This window comes from Sphingobacterium lumbrici (assembly GCF_006476045.1).
Classification (GTDB): Bacteria; Bacteroidota; Bacteroidia; order Sphingobacteriales; family Sphingobacteriaceae; genus Sphingobacterium; species Sphingobacterium lumbrici.
In genome coordinates this window covers 1-19795 of sequence record NZ_SRZY01000011.1, presented here as the reverse complement: position 1 = coordinate 19795, position 19795 = coordinate 1, and the positions used below count along the sequence as shown (strand labels likewise).

The 19795-nt window shown below is 40.5% G+C and carries 16 protein-coding genes; 5 read left to right on the top strand and 11 right to left on the bottom strand.

Going from position 1 to position 19795, the window contains the following annotated elements; all coding sequences use genetic code 11:
* The 7 genes from E4F24_RS02065 to E4F24_RS02035 form a co-directional block, all read right to left on the bottom strand.
* On the bottom strand, window positions 1-1650 hold the full coding sequence (locus E4F24_RS02065; protein WP_140936939.1) for a hypothetical protein: 1650 nt from the start codon (window positions 1648-1650) through the stop codon (window positions 1-3).
* Window positions 1647-4874, bottom strand: coding sequence for an Eco57I restriction-modification methylase domain-containing protein (locus E4F24_RS02060; protein WP_140936938.1), 3228 nt, complete (start codon window positions 4872-4874; stop codon window positions 1647-1649). Before E4F24_RS02060 ends, E4F24_RS02065 begins: the two co-directional genes overlap by 4 nt.
* Window positions 4871-8374 (bottom strand): SNF2-related protein, encoded by a 3504-nt coding sequence (locus E4F24_RS02055; RefSeq protein WP_140936937.1) that lies wholly within the window; start codon window positions 8372-8374, stop codon window positions 4871-4873. Before E4F24_RS02055 ends, E4F24_RS02060 begins: the two co-directional genes overlap by 4 nt.
* Complete coding sequence (locus E4F24_RS02050) at window positions 8371-8658, bottom strand: helix-turn-helix domain-containing protein (RefSeq protein ID WP_140936936.1); 288 nt, start codon at window positions 8656-8658, stop codon at window positions 8371-8373. The genes E4F24_RS02055 and E4F24_RS02050 overlap by 4 nt, the downstream gene beginning before the upstream one ends.
* 551 nt (window positions 8659-9209) lie before the next feature.
* Window positions 9210-9992, bottom strand: a complete 783-nt coding sequence (gene lnu(H) / locus E4F24_RS02045) for a lincosamide nucleotidyltransferase Lnu(H) (protein WP_026726551.1) — start codon at window positions 9990-9992, stop codon at window positions 9210-9212.
* 349 nt (window positions 9993-10341) lie between these two features.
* The gene (locus tag E4F24_RS02040; protein WP_140936935.1) at window positions 10342-11457 is read right to left on the bottom strand and encodes a hypothetical protein; all 1116 of its coding nucleotides are present in this window, start codon (window positions 11455-11457) and stop codon (window positions 10342-10344) included.
* Window positions 11458-11465: 8 nt separating this feature from the next.
* The gene (locus E4F24_RS02035) at window positions 11466-12668 is read right to left on the bottom strand and encodes a hypothetical protein (protein WP_140936934.1); all 1203 of its coding nucleotides are present in this window, start codon (window positions 12666-12668) and stop codon (window positions 11466-11468) included.
* 260 nt (window positions 12669-12928) lie between these two features.
* On the opposite strand from E4F24_RS02035, the gene E4F24_RS02030 reads away from it, so the two are divergent.
* Both E4F24_RS02030 and E4F24_RS02025 read left to right on the top strand, forming a co-directional pair.
* Window positions 12929-14002, top strand: coding sequence for a tyrosine-type recombinase/integrase (locus E4F24_RS02030; RefSeq protein WP_140936933.1), 1074 nt, complete (start codon window positions 12929-12931; stop codon window positions 14000-14002).
* A 23-nt stretch (window positions 14003-14025) separates the two neighbouring features.
* Window positions 14026-14778: a hypothetical protein gene (locus E4F24_RS02025; protein WP_140936932.1), complete on the top strand. Its 753-nt coding sequence runs from the start codon at window positions 14026-14028 to the stop codon at window positions 14776-14778.
* Window positions 14779-14945: 167 nt separating this feature from the next.
* Here the strand turns inward: E4F24_RS02025 and E4F24_RS02020 are convergent, their stop codons facing one another.
* Window positions 14946-15197: a hypothetical protein gene (locus tag E4F24_RS02020; protein ID WP_140936931.1), complete on the bottom strand. Its 252-nt coding sequence runs from the start codon at window positions 15195-15197 to the stop codon at window positions 14946-14948.
* Between E4F24_RS02020 and E4F24_RS02015 the strand changes: the two genes are divergently transcribed.
* On the top strand, window positions 15184-15459 hold the full coding sequence (locus E4F24_RS02015; RefSeq protein WP_140936930.1) for a helix-turn-helix domain-containing protein: 276 nt from the start codon (window positions 15184-15186) through the stop codon (window positions 15457-15459). The two genes, E4F24_RS02020 and E4F24_RS02015, sit on opposite strands and share 14 nt — an antisense overlap.
* Window positions 15460-15523: 64 nt before the next feature.
* On the opposite strand, the gene E4F24_RS13900 is transcribed toward E4F24_RS02015, so the two are convergent.
* Window positions 15524-15715, bottom strand: a complete 192-nt coding sequence (locus E4F24_RS13900; RefSeq protein WP_216629119.1) for a hypothetical protein — start codon at window positions 15713-15715, stop codon at window positions 15524-15526.
* A 52-nt stretch (window positions 15716-15767) separates the two neighbouring features.
* On the opposite strand from E4F24_RS13900, the gene E4F24_RS02005 reads away from it, so the two are divergent.
* A complete protein-coding gene (locus E4F24_RS02005) occupies window positions 15768-16322 on the top strand; it encodes a BfmA/BtgA family mobilization protein (protein ID WP_140936928.1) in 555 nt (184 codons plus the stop codon).
* A gap of 9 nt (window positions 16323-16331) precedes the next feature.
* On the top strand, window positions 16332-16898 hold the full coding sequence (locus tag E4F24_RS02000; RefSeq protein WP_140936927.1) for a DUF5712 family protein: 567 nt from the start codon (window positions 16332-16334) through the stop codon (window positions 16896-16898).
* A gap of 249 nt (window positions 16899-17147) precedes the next feature.
* On the opposite strand, the gene E4F24_RS01995 is transcribed toward E4F24_RS02000, so the two are convergent.
* The gene (locus tag E4F24_RS01995) at window positions 17148-18191 is read right to left on the bottom strand and encodes a Fic family protein (protein WP_140936926.1); all 1044 of its coding nucleotides are present in this window, start codon (window positions 18189-18191) and stop codon (window positions 17148-17150) included.
* A 57-nt stretch (window positions 18192-18248) separates the two neighbouring features.
* A complete protein-coding gene (locus E4F24_RS01990) occupies window positions 18249-19490 on the bottom strand; it encodes a site-specific integrase (RefSeq protein WP_140936925.1) in 1242 nt (413 codons plus the stop codon).
* Window positions 19491-19795 lie beyond the last annotated feature (305 nt).

The window sequence follows — 19795 nt, the reverse complement described above, 5'->3', positions numbered from 1 at the left end:
TTAGTAAGTGTTCACTATTTCGTCTATTCTTGAAATTGTATTTGCAGCACTGGAATTATCCTTTACTTTTTCTAACTGAACTTTGAATGATTCCAATTCCTTTTTTATTTCAGAATAATTTTTGTCTTCCAAATAGTTCGCTTGCTTTTGTATTTCAATTTTGAGTTTACTCAAAATTTCTATTACTGAAAGTAATTCAGTTTGGGCAATCGGATTGGCTGTATAGTTCATTGTGATTAATCTTCCCAATCCTCCCAAATCTCTTACGCTTATTGAATCGTCCATATAATTATTCTTCTGACAATAGAGTAAGTAATCTTCAATTTGCTTTACGATGTCACCTGCAAATATTTTTTGCTCTTTCACATAGTCCGAAATTTCAAAGGAACTAAAGTGAAATGCCTCATACGCATATTTAAACATTCCGCTTTCAAGTGCAAGTTGAGCATACCATGTTTGGAATGAAAAAATTTGAAAGACAATAAACCTCTCCTGATAGTTGCCAAGTTTTAAATCATAATTGTAACGAAGATTGAAAAGTATTGAACCTAACTTTCCTTTTACTGTTTCAAAAAGATGTTTTGATTTCAACTCAACTGCATTCTTTTGAAGTTGGTGCAACTGCCATAAAATTTCATTGATATGGTTCCATTGCAAGTCAGCATCAGGGTGTGGGTTTGGTGCATCCCTATCTTCATTTGCCCAATACAAATCTCTGATTGTTTCCTGCTTCGGACAGTTGAATTGCAATTGATGCAAATAAATTTCAGAAAATATTTCAGCCGCACTTGATAAACCTTCCACGCTATTTTTAACCGTTAAATATTCAATCTGTGTTCTTATGAAATCTTCAATTTCTTGATAATGCAGTAGAAACGATTTGTTCTCTGCTGCATGGAAATAAATTCCTTTCACGGCTAACCAAACTGAAACAAAATACTGCTCCTCACTTACTCTTGCTGCATCAACATTACCTGTAATCCAAACTTTTGTAAGCGATTGAAAAATTTCATTTGTTTTTTTTCTGTCTCTGGCATCACCAATGAGAGCTAAGCATTGCTGATTCAAGGTTGGTAACAGATGAGAGTTGTAAGCATCCCTGTCAAAATCCTGAATGTAATAAATCAGTTCATCTGTAATTACTGAATCAAAATCTCCATTACCTGTAAATTGTCTTATTGAATTTTTTACTTCATCTACCGTATCGGTTTGGCGAATAAGAAAAACAGTAAAAGGAAATAATGAAAGCACGAACACAACAAACATGATTCCTATGAAGTAAGCTGTTGTTAAATCGTTTGTCTGTTTTAAGTTTTGTAATGAAAATGCTGAATGAAGTGAAAACAGAATTATCACTACTGGAATTGAGATTGCGAATGAAACCCACCATTGGGTTAAAAAATTAAATCGCTTTCTTCGCCTTGAATTATTTCCAAGCAACTCAAAACCGAAAGTGATTACAGCAAGTAGAATTGCAAAAACAGAAGCAGTTATTTCACAAATAAGTTTGAAATATTCTTGAGTGGATTCTGCTGTGAAATTTGATAAGCTGAAATAGTCCGCAAAGTAAGATGAATGAACATCCCTTATAATGATGTAAGCAATCAGCCAAATACTAACTCCAGTCAAATATTTTAAAGCAACTTTCATTTCTCTCCAACATTTACTTTCCCATACTCCTCCTCACTCAACCAAAAATCTTTATCAATTATTTTCACTTCTTCATACGTGAGTTCATAGAGCTTGTAAACCAACACATCTATTTCACGCTCTAAGGCGGTAGTGTCTTGATTTGCTTTTTTGCGTTTTAGGATTTCATCAACTATGTTTTCAATCTGTTTTTGAGTTCCTTTCGTAGTTTGTCTAATTGGAATTGTATGCAATTCATAAATTCCAATAGTTGGCATTTTATATTTATTGCAATACCAAAAATTTATGAGTTTTGAATTTAAAATTCCACACAAGTATTTTAGCGAAGTTTCTTTATCCCATGATTCATATCTTGAAACATTCACTGTATCTAAAAAATAATTTTGCTCATTGTCATAAGCAACCAAAAGCTGCGATGAACTATTCACACGCTGGGTTACTATTTTTTCTTTTACTTCAAAGAATTCCTTTGTGTAAGATACTGAACCGACTTTTTCTTTCATCAAATCTGGACGATACCATACATATTCATTGTTCCAGTTGAGTTTGTATGCTTTGATATTTTTTCCTCTGAATACTGGCTTACAGTCAGCATTTTCTTTTTGCTGCTTTACAAAACGTTTATCATCACTTGTTTTTATGCCTCTTGAAAACTGGATAAAATTTTCAAGCTGAATAGAATTTTTTTCAATCGCCTCAAAAACATTCTTCTGACTTTCATTTGAAGTTGTATCAACAGACAAGCTTCCGTTTTTTAAAACTTCATCAATGTGGATGCTACTTGTCTTGCTAAATCTTTCATTGAGAATATTGATTGAATAATTATTGTCAATAGTCTTAGTAAGGTGAATTATTAATGGTTTTACGATTGCTTCAAACACTCCCATTTCAAGATTCACAATTGTATTGACTTTTGCTTTTGTAAATAGTAGCTCACGGAATTTTGAAAAACTATCTGTTGCTTTCCAAGTATGTGGGACAATGAAAATTAAATTTCCTTTTTCTTTCAAATGCTGGGTGAACGCTTCAATGAAAAAAGCATATAAGTCAGTTTTGTTTTTTGCAGAGTAGAAGATGGATTTTAAATGCTCTCTGTAATTATCAGGTTTCAGGTTTGAGATATTTACATAAGGCGGATTTCCAATCACTATATCAAAACCCTTATCAATGCCAAACATCCAAGTGGGAGAAAAGAAGGGGCTGGCTTGGCTGTCGTCAAAAGGGTTCCAGTGTTTTATTTTTTGGGCTATGGCTTTTAGCACAGGGTCGCTGTCTGCTTCTATGGCTGCAACTACTTTATCTCTTTCAGCAAAGTAATCGGCTTTCAGTTGTTCTTTTTCGCTGCTGCCCAAGGCAGGTGTAAAAAACTGCTTTCGCAGGTTTTCTAACTCTTTCAGTTGGTTTACCAATTTTTTGGTAAAGCCCTCATGCAATGTGCCTTTGCTGTCTTGTATAAATGCATCCAATCCCAAGTCAATCAAACTGTTGGCACACACAAATTTAAAATCCAAATTGGGCAGGGGCTTTACGCCAAAATTGTGCAACGGGTCTTTGGGGTTGTAGTTTTCTTCCAATACCAAACTCAGCCACGCTCTTAATCTTGCAATTTCAATAGCCATCGGCATAATGTCCACCCCGTAAATGTTTTGGCTCAGTATGTCTTTTTTCAGTTCATACGGGCTTTTTACTGTTCCCAGGGTTTCGTGCAGTTCTACTAGCTTATGCAAAATACCCATCGGGAAAGCACCCGAACCACAGGCAGGGTCTAAAATTTTTATCTGCTCCAAAAATTGCAGCAGTAAGGTTTTTTCTTCTTTCTTCAGTTGTCCTGCATCGGGGTTGGCAGCAAATAGCGGCTCAATCGTTTTTTCTATTTTCGTTTTTTCTTCTGCTTTCAGTTCATAGCGTTTGGTTTCTATGGCTAATTGCTGTGGTTTTTTGTTGCCAAAAATATCGCCAACAGGTTCGGGGTTGTTCAGCGTTTTGGTTTTCTTCTCTATTATGTGCTGTTCCCATTGTGTTTGCAAATAGGCTTTAATGCTTTCGTTTACCATGTAGTCCACAATCTCCCGTGGGGTATAAAAAGCACCAAATGCCTTGCGTTGGTTGGCTAACTTTTCGGTTTCTTCGTTTTGGCTTGCCAGCAGGTTTTCAAAAATGCGTCCCAACATTTCGGGGTCAACCGCTACTTGCTGGTATTGGCTGCTGCTTTCGTCCACCGTAAAATCATAGCTTTCCAAAATTTCAACAAAAGGCAATAGCCATGCATCTAATTGCAAATCGGTAAACAGTTTGTCTTCTTCGCTTTCATCAAACAAGCCACCGTTCAGGTATGGTATTTTCTCAAAAAGCTTGTTGTGTGTTATTGGGTTCCTATCTTGAACTTTTGTGTTGAGTGTTTCAAAAAACAGTTTTAGCAATACATTTTGGTAGTAGTTGTCGGATTCTTCAATGGTTTTTTTGCCAATGAGTGAATGGGCAATAATGCCTTTCTCTTTCAAAAACCAACAGAAAATATACCTGCCAATTAATCGAACCGTAAATTGTTTTACCTGATTTTCGGTAGCTGCGGTATGTTGCGTTTTTACAATCCCTATCAAGGCATCAAAGCGTTCTTTCACTTGTTTGTAGAACTCTTTGTTTACCTCTTTTATGTCAAGCGATTTCCAAAGCAGGTCGGCAATTTCAGGTTTCGGTTTAGAGCCAACGCCCTGCCATTGCTGAATAATTTTATTGTATTGTGTGGTGGTTAATCTTCTGCGGAACGAAACAATTCTTTTCTGTTCACCCTGATTGAAAATGAGCACTAATTTGTCGTAATCAGGGATGGTTACAAAGTGTATAAAGTAGGGTTGAGTAGGAACAAATCCGCTACCATTGGCGGTAATGCCTTTTATGAATGACTGATAGCTGCTTAGTCCAGGGTCATTATCCACCAACTGACTGATGTAATCTTTTTTCAGTTTTTTAAGCACTGCAAACCTTACACGAACATTTTGATTGTCGGCACTCAGGCGATACAACTGAGGTTGCACGGTTTGCGGTGCAGGAGCTAAAAAATCTTTCAGCTTTTGTGTTTGTGGCGAAAGCAGTTGCGGTTTCTGCTGTGCATTAGGTTCAATGTTCATCCATTGCAGCAAGGCAAAAGCAAAATCCAACACGTTTTCCCGTGATGGGTTTTCTGTCAGTTGAGCTAATATTTTATTGATTTCGTTAATTGTCATGCGAAAATTTGAATGATTTCACTTAGTGGAGCTTTCTCCGTTTTTTCTTCGGGTTTGTATTGGTTAGCCAACGAAATGAACTGTTTAATGATTTCATCAGAAACGTGTTCGCCTCTGCGGTTCAAACGGTTTACCAATCGCACCAATTTTAAATTCTCTTTATTGATGTAGGCGTTTTGCGAATGCAAAATAGAATTGCTCACTTTATCAATTTCCGAAACAGGATAACCGTATTCCATCATTTTGTTTATCACAAAAGCTATAGCAGCTTGTTGTGGTTGATTGTAACGCACCTGATGTTCTTCTTCCGAAAACTGATAGCGTTGAATAAAATCCAATATGTATGCTTCCGTTTCAGGTTTATGTTTGAATTTATCGGCAAAGCGTTCATTTTGCTCACTGGTTGCTTTGATGTGCAACAAACCTTCGGTAGTGGTGAGTAACTCCCCAATTTTATCTTTGGTAAATGCCACAAAATATCCTGCTTCCAATGCTTCTTCATCACCTGCTGCCAAATGAGCCAAGTGGATAAAATCATCTTCTTCTTTTCGCATTTGCACCTTGCCCCATTTGCCTTTGGGCATATTTTTAATTTGCTCCTTGTAGGTTAATGCAAATTCCTCATTTCGGTCAAATGCTCTCAGGTCGTCCATAAATAAATCTTCGGCTGCAAGCAATTCCGATGTTTCAAATATTTTCTGAAATGCAGCCAAACGTTTCTTTTCGTCACGGCTGTATAGGTCTTCGGTGTAGTCTTGTGGTTCGGGGTCTTCGTCCAAAATAGATTGGTCGGTTCCAATGGTGTAGCGAATCAGATTGATTTTATCTTCCAGTTTGCGGACTAATTGCAGGTAACTTTCCAACTGTTCTTCGGGTCGGAAATTGTAAATAAAAATTTCTTCGTGCTTACTTCCCAAGCGATTGATGCGACCATTTCGTTGAATCATTCGGACAGGGTTCCAATGCAAATCGTAGTTGATAATCATGCCGCAATCTTGCAGGTTTTGACCTTCTGAAAGTTTGTCAGTTGCAATCAGGAAATCAATTTCCTTTTCTCCATTTTTCAGTTGGTATTTTTTGGAAACAGGAGCAAAGCGTTTGGCATAGTCCTCAATTTCACTTTTTGAACCCAAGGCAAATTCAATGTTTTTGCCTTTTACCAAATACTGTGGCAGGTTATCAGATAGATATTGTAAGGTGTCGGCAAAGTAGGTGAACACCAATACTTTTCGGTCTTCATTTTGATTTAAATGTTTGGCTAATTCCTGAATCTTATCGTCCTTGTCTAACAGATACTTGATTTGTTCTTTCAAAATTTTCAGCACTGCAAGGTCTTTGCTGATGTCTGCTTTCAGTTGTGTAACATTGAAAATTCCTTCGTCTGCAACGATGGTTGTAAAATCCTGCTCCGTGTTTTCAAAATCTTCAATGTCAAAGTCCAATTCATCTTCTTCGGCATTTTGTTCATTGTAGGCATCAATAGCTTTGTTTAATGCGGATAGATTTTTTACTGAAATGATTTTATTGAATTGCTCTAACTTGGTTTGAAAATCAATCAGCTTTTTCTCATAGCTTCCAATAGATTTATTGATAGAGAAAAGCGAAGATTCCAGACGCTTTAAAAATACGGTTCTGAAAATTCCGTAAATACCAATTTGTCTGCTCAGTTCTCGGTTTTCGTCAGCATTCAATTCTAATTCCCCACGTTTCCTGCCATAATAAGCATGACGATAAATATTGTAGCGATAGCATGGAAAACCCAAACTCAGCAATGCGGTGTAAATAATTTCAAGCGAAGAATGAATGGGCTTGTCTCTTTCAGTGTAATGGTCGAACAAGTCAAGCGGATGAGCCAAATACTCCAACTCAGCCAAACTGCTGATTTCGTAATTGAATGCTCTTGTCAATTCAGGATATGGTTCTGCATATTTCAGCAATTGCGATTTGAACTGATTGGGAACTTCATACTCCAAATTGTCAGGATATGATTTTGGAAATTTTTGCAGTTTACCATTTATCTCTAATCCATCAGGATATTCTTTTTCAATTCCCTGCCTTGTTCGCCTAACGATAAAGCGATTCAGCAACGGAGTAAGCTGCTCTTTTATTTGCTGATAATTGATGAATCCGCTCTCTCTGATTTGCCTTCTCATGTCAGTTTGCAGGAGTTCAAGGCGTTCTTTCAACGTAAAATATTTTTGTCTGCTGCGGTCGTAAAATTTCCCCAACTTAAAAATTTCGCCACCTGAACCCAACATGATTTGATTGGTAAGGTCGGCTAACTGGTTGTTGATAGGTGTTGCAGTAAGCAACAAGGTTTTAGCATTTTCATTTTCCTGTCGCCACTTAATAAAAACATCAAAGCGTTGTCCGCCTGATGCTCTCAGGTTGTGGCTTTCATCAAACACAAATAAGCCAACCGGAATAGATTGTAAATTTTCACGAACATCTTTGATTTTCTCGGTGTCCTGCAAACTGTATATTTCAGGGATATGAACCACTTTGAAATCATCAAATGATTTTCTCCATTGCTGAATTAGTCCAGCAGGTGCAATAACCACAACTCTCTGATTCAAATTCTGTTTGTAGTATTCAATCACCTTTATGGCTGTGTAGGTCTTACCTAAACCAACAGAGTCAGAAAGCATGGCAACACCTTGTCGCTCCAATTTTTTGATAAGCGAATTGGCGTTTTGGATTTGAAACTTCAATAACTGCGGTTTGCCTGAACTTGGGTCGTCTATGTCAACTTTGTTTTCTTTCTCGTCCAACAAATCCTGTCCGTAAATACGATACAAAGCATGGATATACATTTCATAAGCACTGAAACACGTTCCACCATGTTTGCTCAAAGCAAGAATTTCTTCTTTGAAAGTTTTGCTCCAATCTTCACTTTCGTTCCAAAGTTCTTCAAACCATGTGCGATGAGAAGGATGTTGTGAAAGATTTTTACGGATAAAGTTTACGGTTGCATTGTTGTCTTCAAACTGGTTTAACTCAAGATTGCCAAATAAACCTTGCTTAGTGAAATTGGAACTGCCGATAATGCCAACGGCATTTTCTTCATCAGTTCCAAAAATGTAGCACTTAGCATGAAGAAAGTTTCTTCGGTAAACTTTGATTTGTATTTTACCGCTATTCGTTTCGTTCATGTATTTACCTAACAAGTCAGCTACCTGTTGAAACTCTTCTTTCAGTTGCAAATCCTCTAAATCTTTCTTCAAATATTTTTCAGGGAAGTCGGGGTCTTGTTGTTTAGGGTTCTTAACCTGATAAGCCCTAACAGATGGTTCTTCGCCTAATAACAGTCTGAAAGTAATATTGTCCCTTTCTAAAAATTGATTCAATTCTTCAAGGATTGTAACCATTCCGGGCAAATCCCAATAGCCTGTCGCAATAGAAATTTGAGAAAACGCTTTGTCTTGTATGAGTTCTTTCAATACAGTTCCAAGCTGATACTCGTTTGATGAATTGTCTATGAGTTTAATACCTTTCTTCATTTCTTCAATTTCTTTTTTAGGATGTTTAATGCATCAGGTGCCAAATCTTTTTCGTCACCGACCACATTCTCCAATTTGTCAGCCAGCCAAAGTGTAAGCAGTTCATCTTCGTTGGCTTTTAGGAATTTGGCAATCTCAATCACCTGTTGTTTGGAAGCGTTTCTGTCGCCTCTCTCAATCTTACTCATTAAAGCAGTGTCAACTTCAAGATGAGCAGCAACCTGTCTTAAAAGCAGGTTTTGCTTCTCTCTAAGTTCTCTAATTTTTTGTCCTAAATGCTTCACGTTACTTGTATTATTGTTGGCTTGTCAGAATTTGTCAAATGTAGTAATTATTTCCTGTCCGTTTTTTGAGCGGTGGAAAAAATTTTGCTCTTTTGGTATTGCGAAGGGTCGGCTTGTGTGTCGGGCAAAACCAAATGTGCAAAATGCGGGAAGGAGTAGAATTACTTTTTTAAATGCGGGTGGGCAAAAATTTTAAAACCTATTGCGCTGGCTTCTGTGTCGCCAAGTTGGTCTGGTGGTCTATGTCAAGCTACAGTGAAATTGTCTGCTGAGTAAAGGTCGTCTGAAAGTCTGGTCAGGATGTCAAAGGTCGAGTTTTGATGTCTTGTTGATGGTTGTTGTGTCGTCCTAATAGGCTTGCTTACAACGTTTTGGGTATTGCCGAAGGCGGGGAAATCGAAGCGATAAGTTTCGATTTTGCACCGAGGCGAGCCAAAACGAATTTTTATGAGATAAATTTAAGAAAAAAAACGAATAAAATTCGTTTTTGGCGGAATAGTAGGGCAGAACCTTGAATTTAGCTCTTTAGCCCCGCTTTTGGCAATACCTTGTTAGCGGTAGTTTTTTCTTATTTCGTGTAGGATTTCGTTCAGTTTTGTTTCAATATTTAGTTCGTCAAATAGTTTCTCCGATAAATTTAATGAGTTTTCAAAAGCTAAAATTATGTTTTTAGGATTTAAATCCGATGTTATTGTTTTATACGCAGAATACCAAGTCATATCAATATCCTTTTCAAGACTTTTAGTCGGACTTTCCCAATGTTGGGTTTTGTTTATTCTTGCTCTAATAAGCCAGAGCAAATATTTCTGAACGTTTGATAAACTATGATGAGCGTGAGCAAATTCCTCTCTCTTAATTAAGTTACTTGTTGTCAGTACAACATTCAGTAATGATTGACTTAACCACAAGATGTTTTCATTTGTTATTCTTTCGGGCGATTTCGTTTTGATTTGATTAAGCGTTTTCGTTAAATGTCCGTCTTTGTCGATTAGGTTCATTTGGTCAAAATCGCTAAATGTAACTATTCCGTCCCAAGATTTGATAATTTCAATTTCCTCTGTTTTTAAAAAATGAAATTCTCCTCTGACCAAATTCTCAAAAATAGCAACTTCGGTTCCATATTCATTTATAAAATATAAAGCCACAGGATGAATTTGATTTACCCATTTTTCTGCTGAGAAATTTTCTTTATTTTTTACAAAGATGTAAAATTCGATGTCAGAATATTTGTCTCCTTCGTTTTTGGTAAATGAACCATACATAAAAACAGCGGAAATATTTTCGTCTTGTTGAGCTATAGATTTTGTTTTGTTAATCATTTGTAACTGTGTCATTTTTTCTAATTTTTAAAAGTTAATAATAGAAAATTCCATTACTTTTTGAAAGCAATGAAAAGGTTTAAGTTTATATATTTTGGACAGTTACTTATAGCTTCATCGGATTATATTTTTTTATGTTCAACATTCTGTTTGGTAAAATTACCGCTAACGTTTTGGGGCTTGGCGTAGTGGCGGTATTTTAGCACTGCCGTTGATTAGAATTACTATTGTTCAATTTAGCACAAGTGTTCAATAGAAATCCGTCACCCGCCATTACGCCAAACCCTTGTTGGCGGTTCGTTGTTTTTCGTCTGTTTATTTCAGTTTCCTTCCTTTGTTTCTAATCAACTAATCTAAAGGTAGATTATAATGGTTTTTCGTGTTCTTTTCTGTTTTTGTGAAAAGTGCTTATTCTTCCATTTGGTTCAATGTGAAAAGTATAATAATCGCCTTCAAAGTAAATGCTCTGTTTCCCATACTTACTAAATCTTTGGCTTGGTTTCTCATCTTTGAACTGTTGGTATTCCTTGTCTATGTATTCTACAACGTGTCCTATTACATTGAAAACGTCATTTTCGTTCCATTGAAAATTGTCTTTATGTTCAAAGTGCTTGTTAACTTGGAACTCCTCAACGTGTCGCATATAAATATGAAGATAGCTGTCTAAATCTATGTAAATAGGGTTTTTTCCCATCACATTAAGCCTTCTCTCTTTGAATTGCATTACTTTCATAAATAGCTCCGCAGCTTGGTCAATATTGTCAGTTGAGAGCTTTTTTAAGCTACTACCTGCTTGTTTCAAATAGTTGTCCAAAATTGCGATGCTTTCCCTTTTCTTTTTACCATATAGTTCGGCAAGCCGTTTCTTGTCTTCATCAGATATTTCTTCACGGATATACTTCATTTGTAACAGTTCCCATTCTACTTGCTCGTCAATTATTTCATCGTTGAAAATTTCTTCTCGTTCTTCTTTGGTCAAAATTTCAGGCTCATAATAGAGTTTCCCTGCAAGATAAAAACTCCTTTCTTTTGGACATAGCCCAACGTCCTCGCTTATAAGTTTTTTACTGAAGCCATACATCCAATCTAAATCCCGTCCTTTGGGTTGGGTTCTCATTGGAATTTCAATTTTGTTTAGCTCTCTTTTTTCCTTTGAATGAAAAGTGTTTTTTGAAGGTGCATTGAAGTAAAGAATTTCAGCAATGTCGCCCGAATAAATTCCTTCCGTAAGCAAAAGCTCAACTTTTTCGGGTGTTAAATCTGTACCCAAATATTTTGCTTTAACTCTACCGTCTTTACTGAATGGTTCAATCTGTATTAGATTGTCCATTTCTTCTCTTTCGTGCTGTGTGTAAATGAATACAACCGTAATAAATGAACCATACTTTTCAAAAGCTTCGCTTTTGTATTTGAATGTCAGCCCCGCTGTTTTATCTTCCTTGCCTACTAAGCAATATATTTCTTCAATAGTATAGTTCATTTTTTTACTTATTTTTTATTAGACCAACTTCGGGTAAAAACATACGTTTCTCCGTTGATTGGAATTTCTATTCTAAGATTGTCAGTTTTTATGAACTGAATATTGAAATAGCCCATAAATTCTGTTTGATTAGCCAGTGTATTAGCTTTTATATAGCCCTCTGATAAGCGACTTTTTATTTGATATTGATTAGATATATAGGCATTTGTTTGTGCATTTGCATTTTGTTGAGCGGCATAAGCTGCTGCTCCATTGTAAGATTGTGTAGTGCTACGACCATATGCAGTAGAGTAGGAAGATGACCAACCACTTGCATAACCATACGTATCTCCAACATATCCTGATGCAGAACCGTATGAATTTGTAACACCTGTTACACTTGTATTGGTTGTGGAATACGAGTATCCAGCATTACTTGCAGCTAAACCATTACTAAATGCAACAGCAAAATTCTGCCAATTTTGCTTTCTTTTTACTTTTTTCATATATTCTTCATATGAAAGAATGTTTAGGTCTTTCATTTCTTCTGCTTTTTTCATAAAAGATTTCGCAGTTATTCTATTTGGTGCTAACAGTAAGTTTTTGCCAGTAAAATTTTGAATGTTAATCCACGCTTGATAATAATCTCCGTAGCTATTATCCCTAAAAAGTGTCATAGATATTGACATTCCTTTATGCTTATAATAGTAAATTAAATTTCCGTCTTTCAAACTGTAACCATACTCTTTTACAGGTGTTGATTTGATAAAGTCATCAATATTGACAAATTCCGTTTTTTTATCCTTATGAATAGTTACGCCAAAAAAATTAAATGCGTTAGGATTTGTCTCTTCTTCTATCAAATTAAATTTTTCAACTGTTTCGGGAAGTTTCTCAAATTCTAAACAGAAATAGTGAACTTGGTCTTCTTTGTCTAAAATATGTACTTTAGGTTCTCCTTCATCACTCAAAGGGATATTAATACTGTTTAACATATAGTAAACCTTATCAGTTTTTGTGTCTTTTAAGTGGGTTTTGTCTCCAATGTTAATCCATCCACTTCCTTTGTTAGTGTATTTTATAAAAATAAGTGTGCTAATTCCAGTATAGTCAATCTGTACTATCTGTAAAGGTGCTGGCTTTTTTTCGTACTCAACACTATTGTATTGTGCATAAATGTTTGACGAAGCTGCAAGCATAAAAGTCAAAATCAAATGTGTTACTGTTTTCATTTTTTAAATTTGTTTGTTGCCGCTTACTCTGTTCGGTTTTCAGCTTTTCCCGTTGTTTGCACGGTCGTCTATTACAATGACCGCCAACTCCCAAATATACGCAATAATCTTCTGTATGCAAGGGTGTCAAGTGTCATTCTATTAACCCCTATAAATAGTTGTTTTTAAGTGTTTTGCTTTGGTATTATCAGATTTTGTATATTGCGCATTTTGTATAACTTTCTTAGATTTGCTTTGGTAAATAATACAAAATACGCAGTATGGAAGTTGTTGATTTTTCTGGTTTTGATTTTCGGGAAGGTAGACACAAGGATGCCGCAGTCATTTGGATGGATTTCAAATACGACCCGGCAAAGATTGATTTGGTCAAATCGCTGAAAGGTAGGTGGAGCAGAACTGAAAAGTGCTGGTACATACCGGACAATACCCATTTCCGGACACTATTTAGGATGGAGATCCCACCGGTTGGCAAAGGGGTATTGTCCAAATTGTCACCCGTGAATGCACGGGAGTTGCAACGCATGAAAGAGGTGTTGCAGATGAAAGCCTATAGCCCGTCCACCATAAAGACCTACATGGTCGAATTTGCACAGTTACTGTATGTGGTGAAAGACGTGCCCATTGATTCGTTGGGCTACGACCGTCTCCGTGCTTACATCCTTTATTGCATCAATACATTGAAGATTTCGGAAAGTCAACTGCACAGCAGGCTCAACGCCGTTAAATTCTATTTTGAACAGGTGCTCCATAAACCGGATTTCTTTGCCGAAATCCCACGTCCAAAGAAGCCATCCACTTTGCCAAAGGTGTTGAGCCAAAAGGAAGTAAAACGGATATTCGACGCGGTACGAAACCAGAAGCATTTGCTGATGTTGCAACTGTGCTATGGAATGGGACTGCGAGTAAGTGAGGTTGTCAATCTGAAATTGAGCGACATCGACAGTGGACGGATGCAGGTACTCATCGAAGCGGGCAAAGGAAAGAAAGACCGGTATGTACCGCTACCGACCGCAGTGCTGGATTTGCTGCGGGAGTATTATAAAGCGTATCGCCCTAAGACTTATCTTTTTGAAGGCCAGTACGGAGGGCGGTATTCCGTCCGCAGTGTCCAAGCTGTGTTCAAGAATGCGATGAAGGCCGCAAAGGTAAACAGGCCGATAGGGATACACGGTTTGCGGCATAGTTACGCCACACATTTACTGGAATACGGCACGGATATGTCATTCATACAGCAGCTACTTGGTCACAATGACATTAAGACCACGATGCTTTATGCAAAAGTCGGCAACGCGCAACTGAATGCAATCAAAAGTCCGTTGGACAGGATTTTGTGACTACAGATTTAAGAATTATCACAATGGGATTAAATTACTTCAAAAGCAGAAAGCGCCTCGATTTTTCCCCACATCCGTTTGATGTTGGCAACATACTTGGTTTGAAAAGAAGGTATGGCAACAACCATTTTTTGCTCAAAATATATGGGTTGGACAAAGCCGGGTTCGAGGAATATTACACCTACCACCTGAATTATTTCCTTTCGACAGGGCAGGGTTCCGAAAAAGATTTCCTTGCCCATGTGTGGTATATCGTGCAGAAACGGATTGAACATTTCGAACGAAAAGACCCGTTCTCATCCGGGCATCCCCAGCATTTGTCAAACATTGAAAAGCTCACCGAATTCCAGCAATACCTCGGCACACGCGATAAATGGAACATCCGGCCTAACGATGTGCTGTTGAAAGAAAAAGACGGAAAGATAGGCGAACTCGAAACCCATATCGAAGGTTTGCAAAAACGAATAGTTGAATTATCCAAACATGAGGTGTCGCAGAAAATACTTATCCAAGATGACCACCTGCCCACGCTCATCGACCTTGTCCGGCAGTTGCGGGATTTGAAATTGCCCAACGGAAGGAAGCTGCTGATGTGTGACCATGACAGCCCGTACTATAAATTGGTTGCGAGGTATTTCAGCTACGAAGGCAAGGACGTTTCCTCCGATACCGTAAGGAATTATTTCGTCAAGAAAAAGGAAGAGGAAGCCACCAAGGGTTCCAAGGTGCGGGAAGGGATGAAGTTGTTCCGCATCGTCCCCGTAGACCAAGCCTAACCGTCTACCCGTTCAATCCCCGAACATGACCAAGCCGCCCCGGTTGGTCATCCATATCCCTCTTCTATCCCCCAACTTTGTCCCAGCGGAACGGGTGCCGCCCGATGGAAACACCGGGTGCAACTCCGTTAGGCGGCAGCCGCAGACATTGCCGCCTGTACCTACCGCTAATTCGCCATTCCCCCAAAGGAATGGAGCAAGCGGAAGTTGGGCATAGCCCTACTTTGCTTGCCCCACGCTATCGCCATGGGGGTTTCGGGTATCCTCCGGGGATACCCCAATACGCTGGCACAGCCCCAGCATAAGGTTCCGGTATACTGGGCGGTATACCGTACGCCGCGTAAACGGCGTAAATCATTATCCCGATAGAGGGATATACGGATATGGAAACATAATGATAGGGATATGGAAATAGACATCGTCACACGGGAAGACCTCCGGCAGTTCAAGCGGGAAATGCTGGAGGAGTTCAAACAAATCATCGGGAACAGGGAAAAAGACAATCTTGGCAGGGAATGGCTGAAAAGCGCAGAGGTACGCAGGCTGCTGGGCATATCGCCCGGAACGTTGCAGAACCTCCGTGTGGGCGGCACGCTGCCCTACCGCAAAGTGGGCGGCAGCATGTACTACCGCAGGGAGGATATCAGGAAAATGATGGAGGGAGGCAAAGGCAATGGGTGAACGGATGGAATTGCCCAAGCATGCGTTCAGCGCGTTCTTTGAGCGGATAAGCGATGACGGGAGGTTACTGCCCACACACATCGGATTGGTGGCGGCATTGTTCTACCACCACGATTGCGGCAACCCGGAAAACCATTTCCACGCCAGCCGCAGGAAGCTGATGCGCTTCTCGCGGATACGCTCCATCGCCACGTACCACAAATGCCTGTCGGAATTGGTGGCCTACGGTTATGTGGAGTACCGCCCCTCGTGGCATCCGGCCAAGGGCAGCAGGTTCAGGTTCATCATCCGCACGGAGGGAGGGGTAAATGGTCAGGATTGATGAGAACAGGAAATCCGTCCGTTTCCCCGAAGCGGTGGACGAACGGCTCACCCTGCTTGCGCGGAAACTTGGCCGCACCAAGCGGGAAGTGGTCATGCAGATGGTGGATTATTTCTACAAAAGCAAGAAAGATCCCGCCGACCTGAACGACGAGGTGCTGAAAAAGGAACTGTCAAGCGGTATCAGCCGCATCCTCTCGTTCATCCGCAAACAGGAGGGTGATATGCTGGTACCGATGTATTCGGTTATGGAGGAACTGATGGCCATCGCCAAGATGCAAAGCCCGCTTTTGAAAAGCATCGGCAAAGGGCAGTCGGAGGCAACCATCATGGGCAGGGAAACCATCATTTACCTGAAACTGGTGGACGGCACGTTGAAAAAGATGCTCGGCAGCATGCGGGAAAAGGAAACATTGAAGTCCAGGTTCCGGCAGGTACTGGATTACTACATCACCCAGCGGGAAACCCTCGGCTGGCCTGTATCGGCGGCAAAAAAGGAGGAACTGGCCAAGCATGCAAGGCAATCACTGGATAATCTGTAACGTAGGATTATGTATATCAACATCACCAAATCGGAAACGGGCGACAACAAGGGCAGCAGCGGTGCGCTGGTACATTACCTCGAAAAGGAAAACCGGATGCAGCCGGAAAACGGGATGGAAAACAAACCGGAGCGTTGGTTCAATGGAACGGCCAACGACATCAAACCCCACGAGGTGCGGACGGGCATCGACCGCACCGCGTTCAAGCAGTCGGGCGAAACCCTGTTCGATGAACTGTTCGATTTCGAGCGCAACCTGAAAGACAGCCTGCAATATGCCAATACGATGAAGAACGGCACCGCACAGCAGAAAGCGCAGATGCACACGCTCACGGAATTAACGAAGCGGCATCCGCAGGGTCAGCCGTTGGCAATGGAACTGGCGCATGATGTTGCCCAAGGCATGTTCGAAAGCGTGGGCGAAATGCTGACCACCACGGGCCGTATGGCTGCCGACCTATTGGGATTGCTGATGGCCCCGGTGGAGGGAGCGGGTGAGCAGCAAAACCCCATCGAGGAAGAGGAGAAGCGGCGTAAACGGAAAAAGAAAGCACAGTCACGGGGTATCAGGCGGTGAGTTTTATGGGTGGTTCAGGGCATCCGGCCTTTGCACCGCCCGGCCAAAATTACCCACGGCGTGGGAAAGGTCAAGGGTATATAAACGCCCCCGCCCGCAGGCCTTTGCCCTCCGGCGCCCTTGACCCGATTCCCCCGCCTTGCGTTCGGTGGCCTAAGCGGTGAAAATGCCTTGGTGCGTGCAGATTTAGAAACACGGTGTCTGAAATGAGCCGATATGAGCCAGTAAGAACCGATAATGAGCCGATGACTATAACAGTGTATAATAAGACCCGGGGCCGATTCCGTGCCTTTCTATAAGTTTTGCCGACAAAAGACTGTCCAACATCCTTTTCACTGTTGCACTTGAAACACCAAGTTTTTTCGCCATGTCGCTGGTTTTTATACCCGGATTTGCCTCAATTATTGTCAACAAATGTCTTTCCCTTTGTGAGATGGCCTGTTGTACTCCATGGGTTTCGAGCTTCAGCATCAACGACTCCTGAACATTCTTCAAACTCGTCAGAAAAAACATGACCCACGGCGTGATATCCTCTCCCGGCCTTTGGGATTGGCAAGTCCTTAAAACCCTGTAATACTCATTTTTTTGACTCTCGATTTCGTGTTCAAAACTTACATATCGTATCCATTTATACCCATATTTGCGTAAAAGCAGCGTAGCAAGCAAGCGGCTTAACCTCCCGTTTCCATCCTGAAAGGGATGGATGGATACGAAATCATAGCAAAAAAGCGCACACTTAACCAAAGGATGTGTATCCTTGTCGGCATCATGCCATGTTATTAATTCACGCATCGCGTCTTCTGTGGGAAATCCCGGCGCGGTGGTTTGAAATATTATCTGTGTTGTTCCGTCAGGCATATTCGCTTCAACAGCATTGGAGTGCTGCTTATAGTTTCCCCTATGCCATCTATCTTTTTCACTATATTTCAAAAGAACATTATGCAGGTTTTTTAAACCGTTTTCAGTCACAGGAATTTCTTCAAAATTTTCATCAATGACGTCCAAGGCCTCATAATATCCGACGACTTCTTGTTCATCCCGCTCTTGAAGTTTTGAGATGTCCATGTTCTTAAGAAGAATATCGACTTCTTCATCCGTTAGTTTGGAGCCCTCAATGCGGGTTGAAGCCCCAACACTTCTAACCGTAGCGATTGATTTAAGCTCTTTCAGGCTTTGCCCCTCCCTCCGTTCAATGGCTTTCCAAGAGGCATCGAACCTATCAATTTCACTGATAAGGCCTATCAGTTTCCAATTGATATCAAGAAATTCAGTATATACACTTACTTTGCTCATGACACAAATTTATAAAAAAGAACTTAATAATGAGCCGATATGAGCTAATAAGAACCGTTAATGAGCCGATAACGAAATGTTTGTACGGAATCCTAACTTTTCTTTTAGTTTCTCCATATCGCTACCTATCCGAGTATCTAGCAATTTGGCATAGTGCTGGGTGGTCTTGATGCTGGTATGCCCCAGCATTTTGGAAACCGTTTCGATAGGCACGTTGTTGGCCAGTGTCACCGTGGTGGCGAATGTGTGCCGCGCCATGTGGAATGTCGGCTTTTTGGTGATGCCGCACAGGTCGGCAATCTCTTTCAAGTAGCTGTTCATCTTTTGGTTGCTCAATACCGGAAGCACCAGCCCATTTGCTACGCATGGGGGATAGTCCGCATAGCGTCCGATGATTTCCAAGGCTTGCGGAAGCAGCGGGATGTTGGAGGAAGTTTCCGTTTTCTCCCGGCTGGTCAACACCCACAATCTACCGTCAATACCCTTGGCGATGTCCGTCTTTTGTAGTTTCCGCACATCGGCGTATGACAGCCCCGTATAGCAGCAGAACACGAAGATGTCGCGCACATGTGCCAGCCTTGTTATGGAAAATTCCTTTTGGGCTATCCTATCCAGTTCATCGGGCGTGAGGAATTCCTTTTCCCTTGGCTTGGCTTTCGTTTTGTAGAACGCAAAGGGGTTTTCCGAAATCCATCGGTGTGCAAGACACTGGTTTATGATTTTACGTAGGTGCTTCATGTACTTGGCCGCCGACACCGTACTGCATCCCATGTCAGAGCGGAGGAAAAACTCATAACCTGTGATGAACGCATGGTCGATATGCTGGATGTCGATGTCCGTTTCACCATGGCATTTTTCCAAATAGGAGGTCAGGTGTGCAACAGAAGTGTTGTAGCCTTTCAGCGTGTTGGGTTTGAAACCTTTCCCAAGCAACGCTTCCATCTTCCGGTTGTGTTCGGTAAACGTCTCCATCAAATGCCGCCGTTGCACGTCTTTGCCAAGGTATTTTAGTTTCAGCGTTTCGGCGGTGATTTCCGTACCGTCCTTTACGAGTTGCAGGTGGGCATTGGCCACCTTCCGTTCCAGCGTGTCGAGATAGGCATTCAGGTTACGGATTTCTTCTTTCGTTCCCTTGGCACGGTTAGCCTTGGCGTTCCACCGCAAGGGGTCACACTCACGGCCGGTGGAGATTTCCTTGGGTTCACCGGCCACGGTGATACGCATGTAAATCGGCTTGGAGCCGCACACATAATTTTTTGGTTTCTTCAAGTAGAAGAGCAAGGAATAATTTGTACTCATGATAACACATCATTTAAGTGAAACAAAATTAGCCTTGCAGCCTACGGTAGTCAAGATGTTCAATGATTGAACACGTTGTTTTACAATTCGTTATAACGTTTCCAGTGAGTAAAGGTATGCGGGGGATTGACTCACTGAATCACTCACTTTTTTTGGATCAAGCGGAATCTTTGGGGGAAATAAATAAATTCTTAGTTTAGCAGTCTTAAAATATATTACCTTGCAAGACGCAGAACGTAGACTTTTGACCTTATTGATGCCCGAAGGGCTGTTAGATTATTTCGATATCATGGAAGTTATCCAGG